Source organism: Streptomyces sp. NPDC028991, assembly GCF_055564775.1.
The window spans coordinates 113,209-138,258 of record NZ_JBVHVP010000016.1 but is presented as its reverse complement, the minus strand read 5'-3'; the positions used below and the strand labels follow the sequence as shown (position 1 = coordinate 138,258).

At 71.4% G+C, this 25,050-nt stretch carries 19 protein-coding genes and 1 riboswitch; of the genes, 9 read left to right on the top strand and 10 right to left on the bottom strand.

The annotated features are described in order from the left end of the window. Positions 1–9: 9 nt before the first annotated feature. Complete coding sequence (locus ACZ4V1_RS26975; protein WP_468340648.1) at positions 10–3,063, bottom strand: bifunctional acetate--CoA ligase family protein/GNAT family N-acetyltransferase; 3,054 nt, start codon at positions 3,061–3,063, stop codon at positions 10–12. Between the two features lie 200 nt (positions 3,064–3,263). Between ACZ4V1_RS26975 and ACZ4V1_RS26970 the strand changes: the two genes are divergently transcribed. After that, on the top strand, positions 3,264–3,545 hold the full coding sequence (locus tag ACZ4V1_RS26970; protein WP_055419832.1) for an HPr family phosphocarrier protein: 282 nt from the start codon (positions 3,264–3,266) through the stop codon (positions 3,543–3,545). A 150-nt stretch (positions 3,546–3,695) separates the two neighbouring features. Here the strand turns inward: ACZ4V1_RS26970 and ACZ4V1_RS26965 are convergent, their stop codons facing one another. From ACZ4V1_RS26965 to ACZ4V1_RS26950, 4 genes are all read right to left on the bottom strand, one after another. Beyond that, positions 3,696–4,391 carry a GntR family transcriptional regulator gene (locus ACZ4V1_RS26965; protein WP_468340644.1) on the bottom strand — a complete coding sequence of 232 codons (696 nt, stop codon included), beginning with the start codon at positions 4,389–4,391 and terminating at the stop codon, positions 3,696–3,698. Between the two features lie 200 nt (positions 4,392–4,591). Next, positions 4,592–5,356: a M23 family metallopeptidase gene (locus tag ACZ4V1_RS26960; RefSeq protein WP_468340642.1), complete on the bottom strand. Its 765-nt coding sequence runs from the start codon at positions 5,354–5,356 to the stop codon at positions 4,592–4,594. A gap of 12 nt (positions 5,357–5,368) precedes the next feature. Continuing rightward, positions 5,369–5,530, bottom strand: a riboswitch (cyclic di-AMP (ydaO/yuaA leader). Positions 5,531–5,721: 191 nt separating this feature from the next. Further along, positions 5,722–7,110 carry a M16 family metallopeptidase gene (locus tag ACZ4V1_RS26955; protein WP_468340639.1) on the bottom strand — a complete coding sequence of 463 codons (1,389 nt, stop codon included), beginning with the start codon at positions 7,108–7,110 and terminating at the stop codon, positions 5,722–5,724. Next, positions 7,107–8,474 (bottom strand): M16 family metallopeptidase, encoded by a 1,368-nt coding sequence (locus ACZ4V1_RS26950; RefSeq protein WP_468340636.1) that lies wholly within the window; start codon positions 8,472–8,474, stop codon positions 7,107–7,109. The genes ACZ4V1_RS26955 and ACZ4V1_RS26950 overlap by 4 nt, the downstream gene beginning before the upstream one ends. A gap of 312 nt (positions 8,475–8,786) precedes the next feature. Between ACZ4V1_RS26950 and ACZ4V1_RS26945 the strand changes: the two genes are divergently transcribed. Then, entirely contained in the window at positions 8,787–11,243 is a 2,457-nt protein-coding gene (locus ACZ4V1_RS26945) for a DNA gyrase/topoisomerase IV subunit A (protein ID WP_468340633.1), read from the top strand. On the opposite strand, the gene ACZ4V1_RS26940 is transcribed toward ACZ4V1_RS26945, so the two are convergent. Continuing rightward, on the bottom strand, positions 11,240–12,379 hold the full coding sequence (locus tag ACZ4V1_RS26940) for a CobW family GTP-binding protein (RefSeq protein ID WP_468340630.1): 1,140 nt from the start codon (positions 12,377–12,379) through the stop codon (positions 11,240–11,242). The two genes, ACZ4V1_RS26945 and ACZ4V1_RS26940, sit on opposite strands and share 4 nt — an antisense overlap. 318 nt (positions 12,380–12,697) lie before the next feature. On the opposite strand from ACZ4V1_RS26940, the gene ACZ4V1_RS26935 reads away from it, so the two are divergent. Together ACZ4V1_RS26935 and ACZ4V1_RS26930 are read left to right on the top strand one after the other, a co-directional pair. Further along, positions 12,698–13,249, top strand: coding sequence for a DUF6082 family protein (locus tag ACZ4V1_RS26935; protein WP_468340627.1), 552 nt, complete (start codon positions 12,698–12,700; stop codon positions 13,247–13,249). 149 nt (positions 13,250–13,398) lie between these two features. Next, positions 13,399–13,635, top strand: coding sequence for a hypothetical protein (locus ACZ4V1_RS26930; RefSeq protein ID WP_100048050.1), 237 nt, complete (start codon positions 13,399–13,401; stop codon positions 13,633–13,635). A gap of 211 nt (positions 13,636–13,846) precedes the next feature. Here ACZ4V1_RS26930 and ACZ4V1_RS26925 read toward each other — a convergent pair whose 3' ends face one another. Then, positions 13,847–15,019, bottom strand: coding sequence for a citrate synthase/methylcitrate synthase (locus ACZ4V1_RS26925; RefSeq protein ID WP_468340623.1), 1,173 nt, complete (start codon positions 15,017–15,019; stop codon positions 13,847–13,849). A gap of 113 nt (positions 15,020–15,132) precedes the next feature. Between ACZ4V1_RS26925 and ACZ4V1_RS26920 the strand changes: the two genes are divergently transcribed. From ACZ4V1_RS26920 to ACZ4V1_RS26905, 4 genes are all read left to right on the top strand, one after another. Next, entirely contained in the window at positions 15,133–16,392 is a 1,260-nt protein-coding gene (locus tag ACZ4V1_RS26920) for a citrate/2-methylcitrate synthase (RefSeq protein ID WP_468340620.1), read from the top strand. Positions 16,393–16,446: 54 nt separating this feature from the next. Then, positions 16,447–17,397, top strand: coding sequence for a sucrase ferredoxin (locus ACZ4V1_RS26915; protein WP_468340616.1), 951 nt, complete (start codon positions 16,447–16,449; stop codon positions 17,395–17,397). 86 nt (positions 17,398–17,483) lie between these two features. Continuing rightward, complete coding sequence (locus ACZ4V1_RS26910; RefSeq protein ID WP_468340613.1) at positions 17,484–19,199, top strand: ATP-binding protein; 1,716 nt, start codon at positions 17,484–17,486, stop codon at positions 19,197–19,199. Next, on the top strand, positions 19,196–19,876 hold the full coding sequence (locus tag ACZ4V1_RS26905) for a response regulator (RefSeq protein ID WP_468340610.1): 681 nt from the start codon (positions 19,196–19,198) through the stop codon (positions 19,874–19,876). Before ACZ4V1_RS26910 ends, ACZ4V1_RS26905 begins: the two co-directional genes overlap by 4 nt. Positions 19,877–19,904: 28 nt before the next feature. On the opposite strand, the gene ACZ4V1_RS26900 is transcribed toward ACZ4V1_RS26905, so the two are convergent. From ACZ4V1_RS26900 to ACZ4V1_RS26890, 3 genes are all read right to left on the bottom strand, one after another. Continuing rightward, a complete protein-coding gene (locus ACZ4V1_RS26900) occupies positions 19,905–21,497 on the bottom strand; it encodes a solute symporter family protein (protein ID WP_468340608.1) in 1,593 nt (530 codons plus the stop codon). Next, positions 21,494–22,057: a DUF485 domain-containing protein gene (locus ACZ4V1_RS26895; RefSeq protein ID WP_468340605.1), complete on the bottom strand. Its 564-nt coding sequence runs from the start codon at positions 22,055–22,057 to the stop codon at positions 21,494–21,496. Before ACZ4V1_RS26895 ends, ACZ4V1_RS26900 begins: the two co-directional genes overlap by 4 nt. Before the next feature lie 183 nt (positions 22,058–22,240). Next, on the bottom strand, positions 22,241–24,364 hold the full coding sequence (locus ACZ4V1_RS26890; RefSeq protein ID WP_468340602.1) for a DNA gyrase/topoisomerase IV subunit B: 2,124 nt from the start codon (positions 24,362–24,364) through the stop codon (positions 22,241–22,243). A gap of 440 nt (positions 24,365–24,804) precedes the next feature. Here ACZ4V1_RS26890 and ACZ4V1_RS26885 point away from each other — a divergent pair, with 440 nt between their 5' ends. Further along, on the top strand, positions 24,805–25,035 hold the full coding sequence (locus ACZ4V1_RS26885) for a DUF7455 domain-containing protein (protein WP_189231826.1): 231 nt from the start codon (positions 24,805–24,807) through the stop codon (positions 25,033–25,035). Positions 25,036–25,050: the final 15 nt, after the last annotated feature.

The following is a 25,050-nucleotide window of genomic DNA, read 5'->3' as shown; positions in this document are numbered from 1 at the left end:
GGCGGGCGGTCAGTACGCCGGCAGGGTCCGCGGGCCGAGGTCGTCCCTGGCGGGAGGAGGCGCGAGGCGGACGGTGGCGCCGAGGACGCTCAGGCCGCGTGGGGCCACGACGACCGGTTCCAGGGTGACCGCGACGACCTCCGGGTGGTCGTCGACCAGCCGGGAGACCCGCAGAAGCAGCTCCTCCAGGGCGGAGCTGTCGACCGGCGCCGAGCCGCGCCAGCCGAAGAGGAGGGGCGCCGTGCGAATCGAACGGATGAGCGAAGTGGCCTCCCGGTCGGTGACCGGGATCAGCCGGTGCGCCATGTCGCCGAGCAGCTGGGTGGCGGCCCCGGCGAGCCCGAAGGACAGCACGGCACCGGCCGCCGGGTCGATGACCGCCCGCACGACCGTGTCCACGCCGCGCGGTGCCATGCCCTGCACCACCGGTCTCAGCTCCTCGGGCTTCCCGAACAGCTCGGTCAACTCCACGTACGCCCGCCGCAGTTGCTCCTCGTCCGCGAGGTCCAGGCGTACGCCGCCCAGGTCGGCGCGGTGGCGCAGGTGCGGAGCGGTGGCCTTGAGGGCCACGGGGTAGCCGATGGACCGCGCGGCCGCGACGGCGTCGTCGGGAGAGGGCGCGGGCAGGGCCCGGTGGACGTGGATGCCGTACCTGCCGAGCAGGTCGCAGGTCTCCTGTGTGCCGAGTGTGAGCCCCTGCCCGCGCGCGAGGTGCCCGGTTATCAGCTCGGCGGCGCCCTTCTCGTCGATGTCCTCGTACTCCGGCACCTTCCCGGGGTCGGCCGCGTCGCGTCGCCACTGGGCGTAGGCGACGGCCTGGGCGAGGGCGCGGACGGCCCGTTCGGCGGCGGGGTAGGCGGGGATGAGGCGGGCTCCTTCGGGAGCCCCTGCGGGCTCGGACGCGGGAGCGGCCGACGGGGCGATACTCGCCGGGGACGCCGGGGACGGCGAGGACGGCGAGGACGGCGAGGACGGCGAGGACGGCGAGGACGCCTGAGGGTGGGCGGGCGGCGCCGCCTGACGCCCGGAAGCCGAGGTCGTCTGCGGCTCGCCGGGCGGGATCGCCCCGCTCTCTCCGGGCGCGGTCGCCCGCGAGCCGGGTGTCTCGGCCGCCCGGGGCCGCGCGGGCGGGCCGGCCTCGGGGCCGGCGGGCGCGGCGGTCCGCGGCTCACCGGGCAAGACCGCCTGTGGCGCCGTGCTCGCCGCCGCGGACAGGGCTTCGGCCAAGCCGCCCAGTTCCACGTGGACCACCAAGACCGGCTTTGCGGGTACCGCGGCCGCCGCCGATCGCAGGGCCTCGGCCAGGGACGCGTCACCCGCCGCTCCCTCCCCCACCGTCGGGATGGCGGTCACCACCACCGCGTCGCAGGTGTCGTCGGCCAGGGCACGGGAGAGAGCCGCGTGGAAATCGTCCGCCGAGGCCGCCGTCGTCAGGTCCAGGGGAGGACGCGGACGCAGCCCCTCGGAGAGGCAGGCGTCATACGTCAGGAGGCCCAGTGATTCGGAGTTGCCCAGGATCGCCACCCTCGGCCCGGCGGGCAGCGGCTGGCGGGCGAGGAGCAGCCCCGCGTCGACCAGGTCGGTGATCGTGTCGACGCGGATCACGCCGGCCTGCCTCAGCAGCGCGGAGACCGTCGCGTGGGGCAGCCGTGTCGCCCGTACCGCGTGCCCCTGCGGCGCCACGCCGCCGTGCCGGGCGCCCTGGACCACCACCAGCGGCTTGACGGCCGCCGTCCGCCGGGCCAGGCGGGTGAACTTGCGCGGGTTGCCGATGGACTCCAGGTACATCAGCGCGACGTCGGTCTCCGGGTCGTCGTACCAGTACTGGAGGACGTCGTTGCCCGAGACGTCGGCCCGGTTGCCGGAGGAGACGAAGGTCGACACGCCGGTGACGCCGGTGACGCCGCCGCCTCGCCGGTGCAGCCGGGACAGCAGGGCGATCCCGATGGCGCCGGACTGGGCGAACAGACCGATCCGGCCGGGGCGCGGCATCTCGGGGGCGAGGGAGGCGTTGAGCCGCACGTCCGGGGAGGTGTTGATGATCCCGAAGGCGTTGGGGCCGATGATCCGCATGCCGTACGTGCGCGCGTGCCGCACGAGGGCGCGCTGGCGTTCACGTCCGTCGGGACCGCTGTCGGCATACCCGGCGGTGATCACCACGAGGCCCTGCACACCGTGCTCGCCGCACTCGGTGACGACCTCGGGGACCTGCTCGGCGGGCACGGTGACGACCGCGAGGTCGACCGGCCCGTCGATCTCGCGCACCGAGCGGCGGGCGGGCGCCCCGTCGAGCTCCTTCTGCCCCTCGGGAAGGGCCTTGTTCACGGCGTACAGCCGGCCGGTGTAGCCCGCGTCCCGGATGTTGCCGAGGATGCTGCGACCGACGCCTCCCGGTGCGCGGCCGGTACCGACGACCGCGACCGAACCGGGCTGCAACAGCCGCCGAACGGAACGCGCCTCCGCGCGGTGCTCACGCGCGTACTGCACGGCGAGCGAGCGGTCGGTGGGTTCGAGGTCGAACTCCAGGCGGACCACGCCGTCCTCGAAGCTGCGCTTCTGGGTGTACCCGGCGTCCATGAACACCTTGATCATCTTGGTGTTGGCAGGCAGCACCTCGGCGGCGAAGCGGCGGATGCCGCGCTCGCGGGCGACGGCGGCGATGTGTTCCAGCAGCGCGGAGGCGACGCCACGGCCCTGGTGGGCGTCCTGGACGAGGAAGGCGACCTCGGCCTCGTCGGCCGGTGCCGAGGCGGGTGTTCCACCGGCGCCGATCCGGTCGTAGCGTACGGTGGCGATGAACTCGCCGCCGATGGTGGCCGCGAGTCCCACCCGGTCCACAAAGTCGTGGTGCGTGAAGCGGTGGACGTCCTTGGCGGACAGGCGAGGGTACGGCGCGAAGAAGCGGTAGTACTTCGACTCGTCGGAGACCTGCTCGTAGAAGCTGACCAGGCGCTCGGCGTCATCAACGGTGATGGGGCGGACGCGCGCGGTGCCGCCGTCGCGCAGCACCACGTCGGCCTCCCAGTGGGCGGGGTACTCGTGCCGGTCCGACGAGGTCTGCATGGGCCCCAGAGTACGGCTCGCGTACGACAACGGCGCGAGGCAGTCTGTGGAGGACGGAAGGCCGGGCCGAGGCCGCGGTCCGGCGACCACACGGGACGGTGCACGGTGCCGTCCCGGCACGCTTCACGATGTGGGAAACTGGTCTAGACAAGACTGGTCTAGACAACATGAAACCTTGAACACCTGAAGGGCAGCATCACATGGCTGAGCGCCGCGTCAACGTCGGCTGGGCCGAGGGTCTCCACGCCCGCCCCGCCTCCATCTTCGTCCGAGCCGCCACGGCCACAGGCGTCCCGGTGACGATCGCCAAGGCCGACGGTTCCCCCGTCAACGCGGCCTCCATGCTGGCCGTCCTCGGCCTCGGCGCCCAGGGCGGCGAGGAGATCGTCCTCGCCGCCGACGCCGAGGGTGCGGACGCCGCCCTGGACCGACTGGCGAAGCTGGTCTCCGAAGGACTCGAGGAACTCCCCGAGACCGTCTGATCAACGGCAGCACCGAAAGGCCCGCCCGGAACACTGGGCGGGCCTTTCGCTTTCGCTTTCCGCTCCCCCACACTTTCGAGCACAACAGGAAATAGGCAGCAGAGAACACCCCCCCCCCGAATTACCCCCTCTTTGTATACGGCCCCCGTGTTAATGCCGCAGGCTCGGCGTGTTTACGGGACGTTGCGAGTTCCTCACACGCTCCGTCCGCCCGCCGCCGGAGGTGAATCGCAGTCTGAGCGCCGACGCCGACCGCTCGGTGTGCAGCGTCATGAGCGCCCGCGCGCGCTCGCCGTCGCCCCGGGCCACCGCGTCCACGATCGCGCCGTGCTCCGCCCAGCACTCCACGGGTCCGGCCGGCGCCTCAACGACGTACATCCAGGCGATCTTGTGGCGCAGCTGGGTCAGCAAGGCCGCCAGGGAAGAGCTGCCGGCGGACTGGGCGAGGGTCTCGTGGAACCATCCGCCCAGTGAGCGCAGGTCCTCGCTGTTGCCCTGCCTGGCACGCTCCTGCCCGAGCCTCACCAGCCCGCGGAGCACCTTGAGGTGCGCCTCGGTGCGGCGCCGGGCCGCGCGGGAGGCGCCGAGGGGCTCGAGGAGCGTACGCGTCTCCAGCAGGTCGGCGGCCTCCTGCTCGGTGGGTTCCGCGACGCACGCGCCCGCGTGCCGCCGCGTCACCACGAAGCCCTCGGCCTCCAGCGTACGCAGGGCCTCGCGGACGGGGACGCGGGAGACGCCGTAGCGGCGGGCCAGAAGTTCCTCGGTGAGCCGGCTGCCGCGTCCGTGGACGCCGGTGACGATGTCGTCCCGGATCGCCGTGCACACCGAGTGCGCCGGAATACGCATACCCGACCTCCGCCTTAATCCCCGTGAAACGTCGACGATTGACGCGTGTTCAGTGACTCTAGGCCAATCAAGCGGATATTCCGACGGTGCGGCGGATTTCATGGACGTTTTTTGGACGACGGCGCTTCCGGGACCCGCGCGGAAATGCGAAAGCCCCGGCTCGGGAAGCCGGGGCTTTCGGGTGCCGTACCCGCGCTACGTCAGAGGTTCACACCGTGGGAGCGGAGGTAGGCGACGGGGTCCATGTCCGAACCGTACTCGGAACTCGTGCGGGCCTCGAAGTGCAGGTGCGGTCCGGTGACGTTGCCGGTGGCGCCGGAGAGGCCGATCTGCTGCCCGGCGCCGACCGACTGGCCGACCGAGACGCCGATGGACGACAGGTGGCCGTACTGCGTGTACGTACCGTCGTGCATCTTGATGACGACCTGGTTGCCGTACGCCCCGCCCCAGCCGGCCTCCACGACGGTGCCGACGCCGACCGCGTGCACGGAGGTGCCGCTGGCGGCGTGGAAGTCGATGCCGGTGTGGCTGCCGGACGACCACAGAGAGCTGCCGGCCTGGTAGGCGGTGGAGACGTAGGAGGCGGTGATCGGCGACACGAAGGTGTTGAGGCGCTTGCGCTCCGCCTCGCGTGCGGCGCGCTCCTTGGCCTCGCGCGCCTCCTTCGCCGCCTCGGCCGCCCGCTCGCGCGCGGCCTCCTGGGCCGCCTCACGGGCGGCGGCGTGCAGGGCCGCCTGCTCCTGCGCGGTGGCCTGGGCGTCGATCTCGTGGGCTATGGAGTCGCCGATGGTGACGACCGGGGTGAGTCCGCTCTGCTCCGCCTCGGACTCGGCGGCGAGCGCAGGAGCCGCGAGGGTGCCGACGACGCCGGTGGTGGCGAGGGCCGCGACACCCGCCGCGCGGGCGGTGGTGCGGTGCACCCGGCTGGGACGGCGGTGCTTCCCGGTGGCGCGCGTGAACGCCATGTAGAGGCTGGTCCTTTCCTTCCCTCTCGCCTACCGGGTTAGCTGACGGGTTCGGAGGTGGAAGGTCTCCTACGGACCCCCTCGCTGCGCGCGGGCGTCCGATTCACCCCAGGGACTGCATGGGTCCCCGGCTCCCCTGGCTCGCGCCGTACGGGGACTCGGCGATGGCTGTCCGGTGCCGCGGGTGCGGCGCACTGCCTGACGAACAGCCCGGATGACGCTAAACGCGGCTGTCTTCAATCCTCAAACGCAACAAGCTTTTTGTAGCGCACGCCACAGGGCAGACGGGCAGCCTCTCCCTCAATTCGGACAAAAGGCGGCCCTGATGACACTCGGGTCACCAGGGCCGCCACGCGCGCGTGCCGCTACTCGGCCGCAACCACGGTGACTTCACCGATACCGAGAGCCTCGACGGGCTCCTTGATCTGCGCCGCGTCGCCGACGAGGACGGTGACCAGACGGTCGCCCGGGAAGGCGTTGACGACCGCGGCCGTGGCCTCCACCGTGCCGGTGGCGGCGAGTTGGCGGTACAGCGTCCCCTGGTAGTCGTCGGGCAGGTGCTGCTCGACCTGGTCGGCGAGAGTGCTCGCCACGGCCGCCGCCGTCTCGTACTTCAGCGGCGCCACGCCCACCAGATTCTGCACGGCCACGTCGCGCTCGGCGTCGGTGAGCCCTTCCGCGGCGAGCTTGCGCAGCACCGTCCACAGGTCGTCCAGGGCGGGACCGGTGTTGGGGGTGTCCACGGAGCCGCTGATGGCGAGCATGGCGGCACCCGTGCCGTCGGGCGCGGAACGCAGGACCTGCCCGAACGCCCGTACGCCGTAGGTGTAGCCCTTCTCCTCGCGCAGGACGCGGTCCAGGCGCGAGGTGAGGGTGCCGCCGAGGCAGTACGTCCCGAGCACCTGCGCGGGCCACACACGGTCGTGCCGGTCCGCGCCGGTGCGGCCGATGAGCAGCTGCGTCTGGACGGCACCGGGGCGGTCCACGATGACGACCCGGCCGGTGTCGTCGGCGGTCACCGGGGGTACCGGGCGCGCCTCGGCCGCGGAGCCGGTCCACGCGCCCAGCGTCTCGCCGAGCAGCGCGTCGAGGTCGACGCCGGTGAGGTCGCCGACGACCACGGCGGTGGCCGTGGCGGGCCGGACGTGCTTCTCGTAGAAGGCCCGCACGGCCGCCGAGTCGATGCTCGCGACCGTCTCCTCGGTGCCCTGCCGGGGGCGCGACATGCGCGTACCGGCCGGGAACAGCTCCTTGTACAGCTCCTTGGCCGCACGGCGGGCGGGGTTGGCCAGCTCGTGCGGGATCTCGTCGAGCCGGTTGCGGACCAGCCGTTCGACCTCGCCGTCCGCGAAGGCGGGCGCCCTGAGGGCGTCGGCGACCAGGCCGAGGGCCTTGGCGAGGCGCGAGACGGGCACCTCCAGGCTCAGCCGGACACCGGGGTGGTCGGCGTGTGCGTCGAGGGTGGCTCCGCAGCGCTCCAGCTCGGCGGCGAACTCCTCGGCGGAGTGCTTGTCGGTGCCCTCGGAGAAGGCACGCGCCATGATCGTGGCGACACCGTCGAGACCGGCCGGCTCGGCGTCCAGGGGCGCGTCCAGGAGCACCTCCACGGCGACGACCTGCTGACCGGGGCGATGACAGCGCAGCACGGTGAGGCCGTTGCCGAGGCTGCCGCGCCCGGGCGCCGGGAAGGCCCACGGCTTGGGCTCGCCGGCTTGCGGCTGGGCGTGGAATTCCATGGTGGCGAGCTCGGTCACTTGGCCGCCTCCTCGTTCTCGTCGGTGGCGTCGTTCGTGTCGGCGTCGGTGTCCTCTGCGGGGGCGGTCGGCTCGTAGACGAGCACCGCGCGGTTGTCGGGGCGCAGGCGGGCCTTGGCGACCTCCTGGACCTCCTCGGCCGTCACCTCGAGCACCCGCTGTACGGCGGTGAGGGCGAGCTGCGGGTCGCCGAACAGGACGGTGTACCGGCACAGTTCGTCGGCGCGGCCCGCGACGGTGCCCAGGCGGTCCAGCCACTCGCGCTCCAACTGGGCCTGGGCGCGCTCCATCTCCTCCGCCGTGGGTCCCTCCTCGGCGAACCGGGCGAGCTCCTCGTCGATGGCGGTCTCGATGACCGGCACCTCGACGTCACCGGACGTCTTCACGTCCAGCCACCCCAGGGAGGGCGCTCCGGCGAGCCGCAGCAGGCCGAATCCGGCGGCGACGGCCGTGCGGTCGCGGCGTACCAGCCGGTTGTACAGACGGGAAGACTCGCCGCCGCCCAGGACGGTGAGGGCCAGGTCGGCCGCGTCGCACGCGCGCGTGCCGTCCTCCGGCAGGCGGTAGGCGGCCATCAGGGCGCGGGCCGGGACGTCCTCCTCGAGGATCTCGCGCAGCTGCCCGCCCATGACGTCGGGCAGCGAGCCGTCCCGGGGGGCCTGCTTGCCGTCGTGCGAGGCGATGGAGCCGAAGTACTTCTCGATCCATGCGAGCGTCTGCTCGGGGTCGATGTCGCCGACGACCGAGAGCACCGCGTTGTTCGGCGCGTAGTAGGTGCGGAAGAACGCGCGCGCGTCCTCCAGCGTCGCCGCGTCCAGGTCGGCCATGGAGCCGATCGGCGTGTGGTGGTAGGGGTGGCCCTCCGGGTAGGCGAGGGCGGTCAGCTTCTCGAACGCCGTGCCGTAGGGCACGTTGTCGTAGCGCTGGCGGCGTTCGTTCTTGACGACGTCCCGCTGGTTCTCCATGGACTCGTCGTCCAGCGCGGACAGCAGGGAGCCCATGCGGTCGGCCTCCAGCCAGAGGGCGAGCTCCAGCTGGTGGGCGGGCATGGTCTCGAAGTAGTTGGTGCGCTCGAAGCTGGTGGTGCCGTTGAGCGAGCCGCCGGCCCCCTGCACCAGTTCGAAGTGGCCGTTGCCCTTGACCTGGGCGGAGCCCTGGAACATGAGGTGCTCGAAAAGGTGAGCCAGGCCGGTACGCCCCTTGACCTCGTGGCGCGAGCCGACGTCGTACCAGAGGCACACCGCCGCGACCGGGGTCAGGTGGTCCTCGGAGAGCACCACGCGCAGGCCGTTGGCCAGGCGGTGCTCGGTCGCTGTCAGGCCGCCGGAGCCTGCCTGGGCTGTGGCCGTGTGACCCATGGGCATGTACGTCCCTTCGATCGCGGAATCCTTGGTGGAAACACTTGGTGGATCATTGGGCGGAACTGCGGGATTCCGCCGATCCTGCCACTGTATGCAAGCGTGCGGGGCGCCGGTGGAGTTCCCGGACCTCGTACGCCGAGAGCGAGAACGGGCTCAGCGGCCCGACGGGGGCGAGCGCGTGTGACGAGGGCGTACTCTGCGGGCAGCGCCGGGCCGGGCAGCCCGTGACGGGTCCTGGTCGGTCGCTGTCAGTGCCGCAGTCCACAATGGACCGCGTCAGATCACCGTTCACGCTTCAGCAAGGAGCCGGCAGCGATGGCCCGCCGTAGTACGAAGACCCCGCCGCCCGACGATTCGTACGAGGAGAAGATCCTCGACATCGACGTCGTCGACGAGATGCAGGGCTCCTTCCTCGAGTACGCGTACTCGGTCATCTACTCCCGTGCGCTGCCGGACGCCCGCGACGGCCTCAAGCCGGTGCACCGCCGCATCGTCTACCAGATGAACGAGATGGGCCTGCGGCCCGAGCGCAGCTACGTGAAGTGCGCCCGTGTCGTCGGCGAGGTCATGGGCAAGCTGCACCCGCACGGCGACGCGTCGATCTACGACGCCCTGGTGCGCATGGCCCAGCCGTTCTCCATGCGCGTCCCCCTGGTCGACGGCCACGGCAACTTCGGCTCCCTGGGCAACGACGACCCGCCGGCCGCCATGCGGTACACCGAGTGCCGGATGGCCGAGGCCGCCAGCCTGATGACGGAGTCCATCGACGAGGACACCGTCGACTTCGGCCCCAACTACGACGGCCAGGAGCAGGAGCCGGTGGCGCTGCCCGCCGCCTTCCCGAACCTGCTGGTCAACGGCGCCTCCGGCATCGCGGTCGGCATGGCCACGAACATGCCGCCGCACAATCTGCGCGAGGTGATCGCGGCCGCCCGGCACCTGATCCGGTACCCGAACGCCGACCTCGAAGCCCTGATGAAGCACGTTCCGGGCCCCGACCTGCCCACCGGCGGCCGGATCGTCGGCCTGCCCGGCATCCGGGACGCCTACGAGACGGGCCGCGGCACCTTCAAGATCCGGGCGACGGTCGCCGTCGACACGGTGACGGCCCGCCGCAAGGGTCTCGTCGTGACCGAGCTGCCCTTCGCGGTCGGCCCGGAGAAGGTGATCGCCAAGATCAAGGATCTGGTCGGCGCGAAGAAGCTCCAGGGCATCGCCGACGTCAAGGACCTCACCGACCGCGAGCACGGGCTGCGCCTGGTCATCGAGATCAAGAACGGCTTCGTGCCGGAGGCCGTCCTGGAGCAGCTGTACAAGCTGACGCCGATGGAGGAGTCCTTCGGCATCAACAACGTCGCCCTGGTGGACGGCCAGCCGCTCACGCTGGGTCTCAAGGAGCTGCTGGAGGTCTACCTCGACCACCGGTTCAACGTCGTGCGGCGCCGCAGCGAGTTCCGCCGCAGCAAGAAGCGCGACCGTCTGCACCTGGTCGAGGGCCTGCTCACCGCCCTGGTCGACATCGACGAGGTCATCCGCCTCATCCGCTCCAGCGAGAACTCCGCACAGGCCAAGCAGCGCTTGATGGAGCGCTTCTCGCTGAGCGACGTCCAGACCCAGTACATCCTGGACACGCCGCTGCGCCGGCTCACCAAGTACGACCGCATCGAGCTCGAGTCGGAGAAGGAGCGGCTGAACGCGGAGATCGAGGAGCTGACCCGGATCCTCGACTCGGACGCGGAGCTGCGCAAGCTGGTCTCGGCGGAACTGGCCGCGGTGGCCAAGAAGTTCGGCACCGACCGCCGTACGATGCTGCTGGAGTCGTCCGGTGCACCGGTCGCCACCGTTCCGCTCCAGGTGGCGGACGACCCGTGCCGGGTGCTGCTGTCCTCGACGGGCCTGCTCGCCCGCACCGCGAACGACGAGCCCCTCGTCACCGAGGCCGGCGCCAAGCGCGTCAAGCACGACCTGATCGTCTCGGCGGTGCCGGCCACGGCCCGCGGCGAGGTGGGCGTGGTCACGTCGGCCGGGCGCCTGCTGCGGGTGAACGTCGTGGACCTGCCCCAGCTCCCGGAGCCCATGCCGACGCCGAACCTCTCGGGTGGCGCGCCGCTGGCGGAGTTCGTGACCCTGGAGGACGACGAGACCGTCGTCTGCCTGACCACACTGGACGAGTCCTCGCCGGGCCTGGCGCTCGGTACGGAACAGGGTGTCGTCAAGCGGGTGGTGCCCGACTACCCGTCCAACAAGGACGAGTTGGAGGTCATCACCCTCAAGGAGGGTGACCGGATCGTCGGCGGCGCCGAGCTGCGCACCGGCGACGAGGACCTGGTCTTCATCACGGACGACGCGCAGCTGCTGCGCTACCAGGCCTCACAGGTCCGACCGCAGGGCCGTCCGGCGGGCGGTGTGGCGGGCGTCAAGCTGACCGACGGCGCCAAGGTCATCTCCTTCACGGCGGTGGACCCGGCCGCGGAGGCGGTCGTCTTCACGGTCGCCGGTTCGCGCGGCACGCTGGACGACTCCGTCCAGACCACGGCCAAGCTCACGCCGTTCGACCAATACCCGCGCAAGGGTCGGGCCACGGGTGGCGTGCGCTGCCAGCGGTTCCTGAAGGGCGAGGACTGTCTGGCCTTCGCCTGGGCGGGCGCCACCCCGGCGCTCGCCGCGCAGAAGAACGGCACCCCCGCCCAGCTCCCGGACATCGACCCGCGCCGCGACGGCTCGGGCGTGTCGCTGCCGAAGACGGTGTCGGTGGTGGCGGGGCCGGCCTAGGGCCCGTCCTGGGGCCCGTCCTGGGACCCCCCGGGCGGCCGATCCTCGCCGCCCGGTTCCTCGACGTCGGGGGCCGGTACGGCGGGGTCCGCTCCGTCGGGGTCCGGTACGTAGCGCAGGACGCCCCACATGCCGTGCTCGTCGGCGTGCGGGGCGTCGGCGTCCCCGCGGCACGCTTCGAGTTCCTCGGCGAGGGCCGGCGCGTCGATGCCGGAGCCGATGAGGACGAGTTGGGTGCGGCGGGCGTCGGCGGGCCTCCAGGGCTCCGGGTAGAAGCGCAGGAAACGGCCGACGGCGTGGACGGCGTACCGATTGCGCGTGTCGTGTGGGCCGAAGTCCACGTATCCCTTGATCCGGTACAGGCCCTCGGGCCGGCTGTCGAGGAACCGCATGAGCCGGCGCGGGTCGAACGGCAGGTCGGAGACGAACGACACGGTGTCGTAGGCGGCGTGCAGATGCTCCGCGTGTTCGCCGCCCCTGGAGTGGTCGTGCAGGTCGTCGAAGGACAGCTGCCCCACACGCTCCTCGCTCGGCCGGCAGTCGTAGAGGAACTCCGGGTCGATCCGGCCGTAGGTCGCGGGCACGACGGCGGCCCGGTCGCCGAGCGACCGGACGAGCGCGAGCACGCGCTCGGCGTCCGGGGCCCGGTCGGTCTTGTTGACCACGACCAGGTCGGCGAGCGCCAGATGCCGGTCGATCTCGGGGTGCTTGGCGCGCGTGTCGTCGAACTCGGCGGCGTCGACGACCTCGACGAGCCCGCCGTAGACCACCCCGGGCTGCTCGCTGGCGAGGAGCATGCGCACGAGTTCCTGTGGCTCGGCGAGACCGCTGGCCTCGATGACGATGACGTCGATGCCCGCTTCCGGGCGAGCCAGCCGCTCCAAGTACCCGTCCAGTTCACTCGCGTCGACGGCACAGCAGAGACACCCGTTGCCCAGCGAAACGGTGGAGTCGCCGAGCGCGCCGGCGACGGCCATCGCGTCGATCTCGATCGAGCCGAAGTCGTTGACGATGGCGCCGATACGGCTGCCTCCGCTGCGGTGGAGGAGGTGGTTGAGGAGTGTGGTCTTCCCGGAGCCGAGGAATCCGGCGAGCACGACGACCGGGATCTGCTGCGGAGTCGGGCGATGCCCCACCGTGCGACCTCTCTCTCACCCACGCGTACGCCGGCCCGCGGCAAGGCGTACACCCATGTACGGAATTGCCTGCTCAGGATACGAGCCGGTGGAGTGCCCGCGGAGTGAACGATTGTTAGCAGCACTCGCTGGGCAGACGTTTTGCATGGCGCCGGACTGTGCGACCCTCGCTTCCCTCCGTGCGCCGCCTCTCCGCCTCCCCGCCGGTCAGCGCCGCTCGGCACTCTGGAGGCGGCAGCGCCACCCATCGCTCGCCGGTCCCCGTCAGCCGACCCGCACTCGACGACCGGCGGGCGGTCGCCTGATTCGGGGGTTGACATGGTCACACGGAAGAACGTCACGGGGAGGTTCGGCTCCGCCGCGGCCGGCATACTGCTGGCCACCGCGGGAGTGTCGCTGGCCGCCCGCCGACGAGGGCTGGAGAAGGCCCGTCTGCACGAGCGACAGCTGGAGCTGGAAGAGCTGGCGATCAGGCGCGAGTCGCTGCAGCATCAGCAGCGCACGCACTGGGAGTTGCTGGCCCGGGCGATCGACGATCCCTCCCTGGCCGAGGTCATCGACACGTACGACAAGGACATCCCGGCCGCGAGGCGCCGCCAGTTCTTCTACGCCAACGCCTGGTACGTGTACCTGTACCACACCCATCAGATGGGGCTGCTGGACCGGGAGGGGTTGTACAGGCACCTGCGTGAGTTCTTCCAGAGCCCCGTGTTCCGCGAGTACTGGCAGGCGTCGGGACACATGCGCGACTCCCTCAACGAGGCGTCCGAGGAAGCGCGGCTGGGACGCATGGTCGACGGCCTCGTCAGGGACCTCGACGAGGCCGATACGGAGGAATGGTGGGTCGTGGGGAATCCCCCGCCCGACTGACCAATCGCTCGCTCAGCGCACGGTCAACACCCCCGTCTCGGGGACACGACGGAGTGGGTTCGGCCTCCCAGTCACGAGAGTCCCGGAAACACCAGTACCGTGTGCTCGCCATCACTCCGCAGACTCTCTGTTCATAAGGACCGGTACCTTTGAAGATCGTGCGCCGCATCGGTGTGCCTCCCAGCGCCCGGGGCAGTAACTCGGGATCCACCTGCCCTGACGTGTTCGAACTGAGCGACGGCAACTTCGCCGTCATCGGCACCGAGGCCACCGAGGCGCTTGAGCGTGAACTGCCCGCCGACGCCGCCCGTGCCGACTACGAACGGATCGTCGTGGTCAGCCGGGAAACCCTGATCCGCGCCAAGGCGGACATCCCCGACGCCTGACGCCACCGCCCGCGTCTCCGGTCCGGCCGCCACCACCGTCACCCGCGCCGGACGCCCCACCGCCGAGCAGCCCGGCACCCCGTCCTCGCTCGACGCTTCCCCGACCAGGCCTGGCGCCCGAACGGCACCAGGCCACTCGCATGCTCCACCCCGCCGTATGCTCCAGCCCTGCCGCGTGCTCCAACCGCCGCATGGTCAACCCGCCGCGTGGTCAACCCGCCGCAGGCACCCCGACCGGGGCTCCCGGCCCCACGTACCGCGCCGCCGGACGGATGATCTTCGAGTCCCGCGCCTGCTCCAGGATGTTGGCGCTCCACCCCACCACCCGCGCTGCCGCGAACGTCGGCGTGAACATCTCGCGCGGCAGGCCGCAGAGCTCCATGACCACGCCCGCGTAGAACTCGACGTTCGTGTGGAGCTCGCGCCCCGGCTTCAGCTCCGCGAGGATCGCCTCGACCTGTCGCTCCACCTCGACGGCGAACTCCACGCGCGGACCGCCGAACCGCTGTGCCACCTCTCGCAGCATCCGGGAGCGCGGGTCCTCGGTGCGGTAGACCGCGTGGCCGAAACCCATGATGCGGTCGCCGGCGAGCACCCGCTCGCGGATCCACGAGTCGATGCGGTCGGGAGTGCCGATCGCGTCCAGGGTGTCCAGTGCCCTGCTCGGCGCCCCGCCGTGCAGCGGACCGGACAACGCCGACACCGCTCCGGCCAGGCAGGCCGCGACATCCGCCCCCGTCGAGGCGATGACCCGCGCGGTGAAGGTTGACGCGTTGAAACCGTGATCAATGGTTGAGATCAAGTATTGCTCGACCGCCCGCGTCCGCCACTCGTCCGGCTCCCTACCGGTCAGCATGTAGAGGTAGTTGGCGGCGTACGACAGATCCTCGCGAGGCTCCACGGGTTCGAGTCCCCTCCCCAACCGGTGCAGCGCGGTGAGCAGTGTCGGTACGGCCGCGGCGGCCACGAGGGTGTCCTGGCGGCGCTGATCGGCCGACAGGTCGTACACGGGCCGGAAGCCCCGGGCCGCGCCCAGCAGGGACAGGCCCGTGCGCATCCCGGCGAGCGGGCCGGAGTGGCCGCCGGCCGCAGCGACGGCGGGCAGTGCCGTGCGCACCGCGTCGGGGAGCCGGCGCAGGGCCGCGGTCTCCGCGGCGAAGGCGGCACCGCGACGGGCGTCCGGCAGTTCCCCGTGGACCAGGAGATGCCAGACGTCCTCGAAGCCACGGCTCCGTGCGAGTTCGACAGCCGAGTACTGGCGGTAGTGGTAGAAGCCCTCGAGGCCTCGCACGTCTCCGACCTCGGTGTCGGCCACCACGACGCCCGCGAGTCCTCGCGGCGCCTCGACGAGCGTTGCGGCGGCTGCGGCTTTGTTGACGGACATGATTACCTCCTCGGCCATGAGTCAACTGTCCATAGTTGACCAAAGCTCTGTCAATATTGATTGAATCAATACGACCACTCAAGACGGACGCGCAGAGTCGATACGGTGGCCCCATGCGCGATCAAGAGCCCGATCACCCCGACGACAGCGAGCGGCGCCTGACCACCAGGGAGGCGGCCGAACTGCTCGGAGTGAAACCCGAGACCGTGTACGCGTACGTCAGCCGCGGCCAGCTCGGCAGCCGACGCACGCCCGGCGGCCGGGGCAGCACCTTCGACGCGGAGGAGGTGCGGACCCTCGCCCGGCGCAACAGGCGCGTCAGCGGCGCCCCCGCTGGCTCCGGCCAGGAGTTGGCGGTGCGCACCCGCGTCACGCTCATCGAGAGCGACCGGTTCTACTACCGGGGCGTCGACGCGGTCGAACTCGCCGCGCGCCACAGCTACGAAGAAGTGGCCGAGTGGCTCTGGACCGGGCAGTTGCGCCCCGGCATCGCCTTCACCGCGCCCGACGCCTCCGTGGCCGCCGCCCGCCGGGCCGTCGACGCGCTGCCCGAGCACGCCGGCCCCACCGACAGGCTGCGCGTCGCGGCCATCGCCGCCGGGGCCGCGGACCCGCTCCGCTTCGATCTGTCCGAGGGCGCCGTGCTGGGCACCGCGCGCATCCTCATCCCGACCCTCGTCGCCGCGCTGCCGCCCGTACTCCACGACGGGCACGACCGGGGCCCGCTCGCGCATCGCCTGTGGACACGGCTCAGCGGACGGCCCGCCGACGAGGCAGCGCTGCACGCCCTCGACACGGCGCTCTCCCTGCTCGTCGACCACGACCTGGCCGCCTCCACGCTCGCCGTACGCGTCGCGGCGTCGGCCCGGGCGCACGCCTACGCGGCCGTGTCCGCCGGACTCGGCGTGATCGAGGGTCCGCTGCACGGCGCGGCCGGCGGACTCGCCCACCGGCTGCTGCTGGAAGTGCTCGACCAGGGCAGCGCGGCACCGGTGGTCGCGGAGGAACTGCGGGCAGGCCGCCGCATCCCCGGACTCGGCCATCGGCTCTACCCCGGCGAGGACCCACGCGCGCGTGCCCTCTTCGCCCTCCTGGAGGACATCCCCCGCGCGGCGCCCGCGCTCGCGGCGGCCCGCGACATCCAGGCCACCGCCGCCCGCCACACCCCTTTGCACGCCAACGTCGACCTGGCGCTCGCCGTGCTCACCGCTTCCTCCGGCATGCCCTCCACGGCGGCCGAGACGATCTTCGCAGTGGCCCGGACGGCGGGCTGGATCGCGCATGCGCTGGAGGAGTACGGGGAGCGGCCGCTGCGTATGCGTCCAAGCGGGCTCTACTCGGGTCCGAGACCGCCTCAGCCACTGCCGGAGTAGCGTTCAGGCGCGGCTGGAAGTCACCGCGGCGGAAGTCAGGTTAGGCTCACCTCTGTGAGTACGTGCTCAACCGTCTCCCGGAGCCTCGCCGAGCCCGTCTCGGGCACCGCGCCCGTCGCGAGGACCTGGTTGCTGCTCGAACAATCCGGCCCGTGGGGCTCCAAGGCGCTCACGTCGAGCCACCTGGACCCCGCGCTGGGGCGCGCCCTGGAGGCGGCGGCGAAGGGCACGGGAGTGCGCATCGCGCTCATCCGCCGTCCCGGCCGCCACGCGGACGCTGACCGTGGCACCCCCGCAGAGCGCCGGGTGTACGCGGCACACACCGTGCCGGGAAACGTGTGGTTGCACGCCACCAGGCTCACCGACCCCCGTCGGCTGCTCGACCTCGACTTCGCCGCGCTCGGCAGGGGGGATCGCCGTACCTTCGACTCGGCGCTCGAGGGCGGTCCCCATCCGGGTGATCCGCTCGCTCTCGTCTGCACCAACGGCAAGCGCGACCGGTGCTGCGCGCTCCTCGGCCGGCCGCTGGCGGCCGAACTCGCGGCGTCCGGGGCCGAGGGCGTCTGGGAGGTCACCCATCTGGGTGGTCACCGATTCTCACCGACGGTGCTCGTACTGCCCCACGGATACGCGTACGGCCGGGTCCAGACCCACACCGTCAAGGAGGTCCTGCACGGGGCCGCCGAGGGGCGGATCGTCGTCGAGGGCTGCCGCGGCAACTCCGCGTGGGAGCGTCCCGGCCAGGCGGCCGAGCTGGCCGTGCGCTCGGCCGTCGGCGAGGACGCGGCCGAGGCGCTGAACGTCGTACGGACGGACGGTGCCGCTCCGCGCTGGGAGGTGACCCTGGCCCACGCCGACGGCCGGCACTGGCGGGTGACCGTCGAACAGGGCGCGTCGGCGCCGCCGCGTCCGGAGAGCTGCGGGGCCTCGGTGCTGGGCTCGCCGGCGCGGATGGAGGTCACGGCGGTGCGCGAACTCTCGGTGACGGCGGCGCTCGCGAGCTGACGCTCCGACCCCGCTCTGGAGGCGCCCGGGAGATCCGCGCCACACCCCATACGGCATGCCCCCGCCTCCCACGTACCGTCATGGGTATGAGCCCCACTCCCTCCGTACGCCGCCTGCGCCTCGGCCTGCCGCGGCGGGTGTTCTCGCAGGTGCTGCTGATGCAGCTGGCGATCGCCGCGGGAGTCGCCGTGCTCGCGACCGGGCTGTTCCTGGCGCCGCTCGGTGACCAGCTGGACGACCAGGCGATGCGCCGTGCGCTCGCGATCGCGCAGACCACCGCGCAGCAACCGCAGGTCGTACGGGACCTGCGGACGACCCGTCCGGCGCCGGACGGCCCGGTGCAACGGGAAGCGGAACGGGTCCGGCAGGCCACCCATGCGGAGTACGTCGTCGTGATGGACCGGCAGGGCGTGCGCTGGTCGCACACCGACCCGGAGCGGATCGGCGAGATCGTCTCGACCGACCCCGGGCAGGCCCTGGCCGGGCGCGAGGTCATGGAGATCGACGACGGCACCCTGGGCCGGTCCGCGCGCGGCAAGGTGCCGCTGCGCGACAGCGACGGCGACATCGTCGGCGCGGTCTCGGTCGGCATCGCGTACGACAGCGTCCGGGCCCGGCTGATCCACGCCATCCCCGGACTGTTCGCGTACGCGGGTGGTGCCCTCGCCGTGGGCGCGGTGGCCGCCTGGCTCATCTCGCGCCGTGTCCAGCGGCAGACCCGTGACCTGGCCTTCTCGGACATCGCGGGGCTGCTCGCGGAGCGAGAGGCCATGCTGCACGGCATCCGGGAGGGCGTCGTCGCCCTGGACCGCGGCGGCAGGGTGCGCCTGCTCAACGACGAGGCGCAGCGCCTGCTGGGCATCGGCGGCGAGGCCGTCGGCAGCTCCCCCGAGGAAGCACTCGGCGGCGGGCGTACGGCCGACGTCCTGGCCGGCCGGGTGACCGGCACCGACTTGCTGACCGTGCGCGGCCAGCGGGTCCTGGTCGCCAACCGGATGCCGACCGACGACGGTGGCGCCGTCGCCACCCTGCGTGACCGCACCGAGCTGGAGCAGCTGGGCCGGGAACTCGACTCGACGCGCGGCCTGATCGACGCCCTGCGCGCGCAGGACCACGAGCACGCCAATCGCATGCACACCCTGCTGGGGCTGCTCGAACTCGAGATGTACGACGACGCCGTGGAGTTCGTCGGCGAGGTGGTCGGCGACCACCGGGTCACCGCTGAGCAGATCACCGAGCGGATCCAGGACCCCCTCCTCGCCGCCCTGCTGGTAGGCAAGGCGACCGTCGCGGCCGAACGCGGAGTCGTGCTGTGGGTGTCGGACCGGACGCGGCTGCCCGACCGACTGGTCGACCCCACAGGCCTCGTCACGGTGGTCGGCAACCTGGTCGACAACGCGCTCGACGCCGCCGCGGGAACGCCGCACGCGCGCGTGGAGGTCGAATTGCGTGCGCGAGGGCGTGCCGTCACGCTCCGGGTGCGTGACACGGGACCCGGGATTCCGGAGGAACACCGCGAGCTGGTGTTCACGGCGGGGTGGTCCACCAAGGAGCCGCCGGCGCACCGCCAGCGCGGCATCGGACTGTCGCTGGTACGCAGGTTCGCCGAACGGCAGGGCGGCAGCGCCACCGTCCGGGAGGCGCACGGTGGGGGCGCCGAATTCGTCGTCGTCCTGCCGGAGGCGCTGGCCGAACCGGACCTGGACCCCGCCCTCACCGGCCCCGCCCTCGCCGGCCCCGCCCTCGCCGGTCCGGCCCGCACCACCCCCGTGAGCACCACTGCCGAGGAGGAGTCCCGATGATCGAGGTCTTGGTCGTGGACGACGACACGCGGGTCGCGCGGGTCAACGCCGCCTACGTCGGGAAGGTACCGGGCTTCCACGTCGCCGGCGAGGCGCACAGCGCGCTGGAGGCGCTGCGGAGGGTGGAGACGCTGCCCCGCCTGGACCTGATCCTGCTGGACCACTACCTGCCCGACCGGACCGGTCTGGAGGTCGTCCAGGAGATGCGGCGACGCGGCCACCAGACCGACGTGATCATGGTGACGGCGGCCCGGGACGTGTCGACCGTCCAGGCGGCGATGCGCCAGGGTGCCCTGCAGTACCTGGTCAAGCCGTTCGCGTTCGCGGGGCTGCGCGCCAAGCTGGAGGCGTACGCGGAGCTACGGCGCACTCTCGACGGCGGTGGCGAGGCGGAGCAGGCGCAGGTCGACCGCATCTTCGGCGCCCTGTCGGCGCCGTCGGAGCCAGGGCTGCCCAAGGGGCACTCTCCCACCACCGCCGAGCTTGTGCGCCAGTGTCTGATCAAGGCGGACGGTGCGCTCTCCGCCCAGGAGATCGCCGAGCGGACCGGGGTGAGCCGGCAGACCGCTCAGCGCTATCTGAAGCTCCTGGAACGCACGGGTCGGGCCCGGCTGACCCTCAAGTACGGCGACGCCGGCCGACCGGAACACCGCTACGAGTGGGCGACCCACGTCTGAGGAGAACCGGGGACGATCGCGCCGCCGCCTACACGGCGCCCGCCCCGGTCAGCGACCGCACCTCCGTCTCGGCGTACTTGGCCTCGTCCGGGGCCTCCCGTGAGGTGACCGTGCCGAGCCAGCCAGCGACGAAGCCCAGCGGGATCGAGACCAGGCCGGGGTTCCGCAGTGGGAAGTACTGGAAGTCGACGCCCGGGATCAGCGACTGCGGGCTGCCGGACACCACCGGGGACAGCAGCACGAGCACCACGGACGGTACGAGCCCACCGTAGACGGACCACACGGCGCCGCGCGTGGTGAAGCCGCGCCAGAACAGCGAATAGAGCAGCACCGGCAGGTTTGCGGACGCGGCGACGGCGAAGGCGAGGCCCACCAGGAAGGCGACGTTGAGATCGCGGGCGAGCAGGCCGAGAGCGATCGCGGCGGCGCCGATACCGACGGCGGCGACACGCGCCACGGCGACCTCACTGCGCGGTTTCGCGCCACGGCGGCGCAGGGACGCGTAGAGGTCGTGGGCCACGGACGCCGAGGAGGCCAGCGTGATGCCGGCGACCACCGCGAGGATGGTGGCGAAGGCGACGGCGGCGACGACCGCGAACAGGACCGCTCCCCCGGTGGACCCCGCGCCGCCGCCCAGGTCGAGGGCGAGCAACGGGACCGCCGTGTTCCCCGCGGCGTTCGACGCCCGTACGGCGTCCGGCCCGACCAGGGCGGCGGCGCCGAACCCGAGCACGATCGTCATCAGGTAGAAGCCTCCGATGAGGCCGATCGACCAGACGACCGACCGCCTCGCCGCCGGGGCGGTGGGCACGGTGTAGAAGCGGGACAGGATGTGCGGCAGCCCGGCCGTGCCCAGCACCAGGGCGAGCCCCAGACTGATGAAGTCGAACCGCGAGGTCCAGTCCCCGCCGTACGCCAGCCCGGGTGCCAGGAAGGCCTCGCCGTGACCGCTGCGCTCGGCCGCGGTGCGCAGCAGCCGGTCGAAGTCGCCGTGGAAGCGCACCAGGACGAGTGCGGTCAGGGCCACGGTACCGCCGAGGAGCAGCACGGCCTTCACGATCTGGATCCAGGTGGTGGCCCGCATCCCTCCCAGCGACACGTAGATCACCATGAGGGCGCCGACGCCGATGACCGTCCACGTCCGCGCCGCCTCGGTCGTACCGCCGAGGAGCAGCGCGACCAGGCTGCCCGCGCCCACCATCTGCGCCACCAGGTACATGACGGACACGGTGACCGAGGAGGTTCCCGCCGCGATCCGTACCGGCCGCTCGCGCATTCGTGCCGCCACGACGTCGGCGAGGGTGAACCTGCCGCAGTTGCGCACCAGTTCGGCTACGAGGAACAGCACGACGAGCCAGGCGACCAGAAAGCCCACCGAGTACAGCATGCCGTCGTAGCCGTAGAGCGCGATGAGCCCCGAGATGCCGAGGAAGGAGGCGGCCGACATGTAGTCGCCGGCGATGGCAAAACCATTCTCCAGCGGGGAGAACAGGCGGCCGCCCGCGTAGAACTCCTCCGCCGAGCCCTGCCTCTTGCGGCTCACCCAGGTCGTGATCGCCAGCGTGACGGCGACGAACGTGCTGAACAGCAGCAGCGCCAGCGTCTGGTGGTCGCTCGTCACGACGCACCGCCGCGCGCCCCGCGCGTCAGCTCCTGGGTGTCCCAGCGCAGTTCGAGCGCGGCCCGGTCCCGGCGCAGGCGGGCGTGCCGGGCGTACGCCCAGGTGAGCAGGAACGTGGTGAGGAACTGCCCGAGCCCGGCGACCATCGCCACGTTCACCGCTCCGGCCACCGGCCGGGCCATCAGCGCGGGCGCAGTCGTGGCGGCCACCACATAGGCGACATACCACGTGAAGAAGGCGGCGACGGCCGGCCCCACGAACCTCCGGTACCGGCTGCGGACCTCCTGGAAGGCCGCGCTGCGCTGGACCTCCAGGTACACGTCGGCCGCGGTCGGGGGTGGCTCCGCCACCGCTTCCCGGCGCATCGAGGGCAGCACGGGCTCGGGTCCCCCGGGGCCGGCCGGCTCGCCCCAGCCGGAGGCGAGGGCGTCGTACCACGGGTCGTCGTGCCCCAGCCCCGGAGAGGCCTCGGCGCGGACATCGTCCGGGGCCTGCCGGTGGTCGACCGCGCCGTCGGGGCCATCCCCGGCACCGTGGAGGCGATCGTTGCTTGACTGCATGCCCAAGGATGGACAGAACGGGAAGATCCCTGACTCTTCTTCCCTTCGCGCTTCACCCCATCAGGTGACTCGTCCCTTGAGCCCCGTCATGGCGGGCACGGGCCTCGCACACCGGGCCGGGCCCCGGTGTGCGACCCGGGCCCGGCTCGAAGGCTGCGCACGATTACGAATCGTCACGCATCGTTACGCGTCGATGCGCGACCGGTCCAGTGTCGCCGCCGAACTGGAGATGAACTCCTTGCGGGGAGCGACGTCGTTGCCCATCAGCAGGTCGAAGACCTGTTCGGCGGAGTCCAGGTCCGTGAGGTTGATCCGGCGCAGGGTGCGGCGTCGCGGGTCCATGGTCGTCTCCGCGAGCTGGTCGGCGTCCATCTCGCCCAGGCCCTTGTAGCGCTGGATGGAGTCCTTGTACCGGATGTTCTTGCTCTGGAACTCCATGAGCTTGTCGCGCAGCTCCCGGTCCGAGTAGGTGTAGACGTACTTATCCTGGCCCTTCTTCGGCTGGATGAGCTCGATGCGGTGCAGCGGCGGCACCGCGGCGAAGACCCGGCCCGACTCCACCATGGGCCGCATGTAGCGGTGGAACAGGGTCAGGAGCAGGGTGCGGATGTGGGAGCCGTCCACATCGGCGTCCGTCATCATGATGATCTTGCCGTAGCGGGCCGCGTCGATGTCGAAGGTACGGCCGGAGCCTGCTCCTATGACCTGGATGATCGCGCCGCACTCGGCGTTCTTCAGCATGTCGGTCACGGACGACTTCTGGACGTTGAGGATCTTGCCGCGGATGGGCAGCAGCGCCTGGAACTCGCTGTTCCGGGCGAGCTTCGCGGTGCCCAGCGCGGAGTCGCCCTCGACGATGAACAGCTCACTGCGGTCGACGTCGTCACTGCGGCAGTCGGCGAGCTTGGCGGGCAGCGAGGAGGACTCCAGGGCCGTCTTGCGGCGCTGGGCGTCCTTGTGCTGCCGGGCGGCGATGCGGGTGCGCGCCGCGGCGACGGCCTTCTCCATGACCACCCGGGCCTGCTGGGCCGCGTCACGCTTGGTGGAGGTCAGGAACGCCTTGAGTTCCTTGGTGATGACGTTGTTCACGATCCGGCGGGCCGCCGAGGTGCCGAGGACCTCCTTGGTCTGGCCCTCGAACTGGGGCTCGGCGAGGCGTACGGTCACGACCGCCGTGAGCCCCTCCAGGGCGTCGTCCTTGACGATGTCGTCCTCGGCGACGCGCAGCATCTTTTTGGTCCGCAGCACCTCGTTCATCGTCTTCGCCACCGCCTGCTCGAAGCCCGCGACGTGGGTGCCGCCCTTGGGCGTGGCGATGATGTTGACGAACGACTTGAGGGTGGTGTCGTACCCGGTGCCCCAGCGCATCGCGACGTCGACGCCGAGATCACGGGTGACCTCGGTGGGCGTCATCTGACCGTGCTCGTCGAGGACCGGGACCGTCTCCTTGAAGCTGCCCTGCCCGCTGAAGCGCAGAACGTCGCAGACGGGCCTGTCTCTGGCCAGGAACTCGCAGAACTCGCTGATGCCGCCGTCGAAGCGGAACGACTCCTCGCCCTTGCTGCCGCCGTCACCGAGCCCGTACTCGTCGCGGACGACGATGGTCAGCCCGGGCACCAGGAACGCGGTCTGGCGAGCCCGCTGGTGCAGGTTCTCCAGGGAGAGCTTGGCGTCCTTGAGGAAGATCTGGCGGTCGGCCCAGTACCGCACGCGCGTGCCGGTACGGCTCTTGGGGACTTTCTTGGCCTTGCGCAGCCCGCTCTTGGCCTCGAACTTGGCGTCCGGGCCCGCCCCCGTGAACGCGCCCGGGACGCCGCGCCGGAAGCTGATGGCGTTGGTGTGCCCGCCCCGGTCCACCTCGATGTCCAGCCGGGCGGACAGGGCGTTCACCACGGAGGCACCGACGCCGTGCAGGCCGCCGGAGGCGGCGTACGAGCCGCCGCCGAACTTTCCGCCGGCGTGCAGCTTGGTCATGACGACCTCGACACCGGACAGGCCGGTCTTGGGCTCCACGTCGACCGGGATGCCCCGGCCGTTGTCCCGGACCTCCACGGACGCGTCGTCGTGGAGGATCACCTCGATGTGGTCGCAGTGACCACCGAGGGCCTCGTCGACGGAGTTGTCGATGATCTCCCACAGGCAGTGCATCAGCCCACGGCTGTCGGTCGATCCGATGTACATGCCCGGACGCTTGCGTACGGCCTCGAGCCCCTCGAGGACGAGCAGGTGCCGCGCGGTGTAATTGGATCCGTCCCGGTCTGCTCCTGCCAGCAGCGCAGTGGACGGCACGGATGTCTCGGCGGTCACGCGGTTCGCTCCTCGCTGAATTTCAGATGGGGCCCCGCTGGGTAAGGGCGCGGCTCGGTTCACCGGTCTGAGGGTACCGAGGCCTGGTAGAGCCGTTGTAACGCCACCCTCGTCGCGGACACACCCTAGTCCAGCCTCGCATACCTGTTCGATCCCTCGATGGGGTGAAGTACACATCACGTTCCCTTCGAGGCATGAACCATTTAGGCTCCGGGCACGTCCTCATGAACAAACCGGCAACCCAGCCGGCGGGACCGACACTGACCGACTGCGCGAACCCGTACGACACACAGACACGCAATACGGCACATTCGCCGCCAACCGGCAACAGCCTGCCCCTCGAAAAGTTTTTTCGAGGAAAAGCCACGAGCGGGAACGTTTTGGGGCTGGTTGGATGTTGACCCTGGTACGACAGCTCGTCGAGCTAGAGAAGAGGCGACGTGACTACTGTTCTGACTTCCGCAAGCCCGCTGACGGCCGCCGATCGCTGCGACCGCTGCGGCGCCCAGGCCTACCTGCGCGTCGTCCTGCTGAGCGGCGGAGAACTGCTCTTCTGCGCCCACCATGGGCGCAAGTTCGAGCCGGAACTCAAGAAGATCGCCGCTGAGATACAGGACGAGACGGAGCGACTGACGGCCGTTCCGGAATCTTCCCCCGAGGAAGACCGCTGACCCTACGCGCCCGAC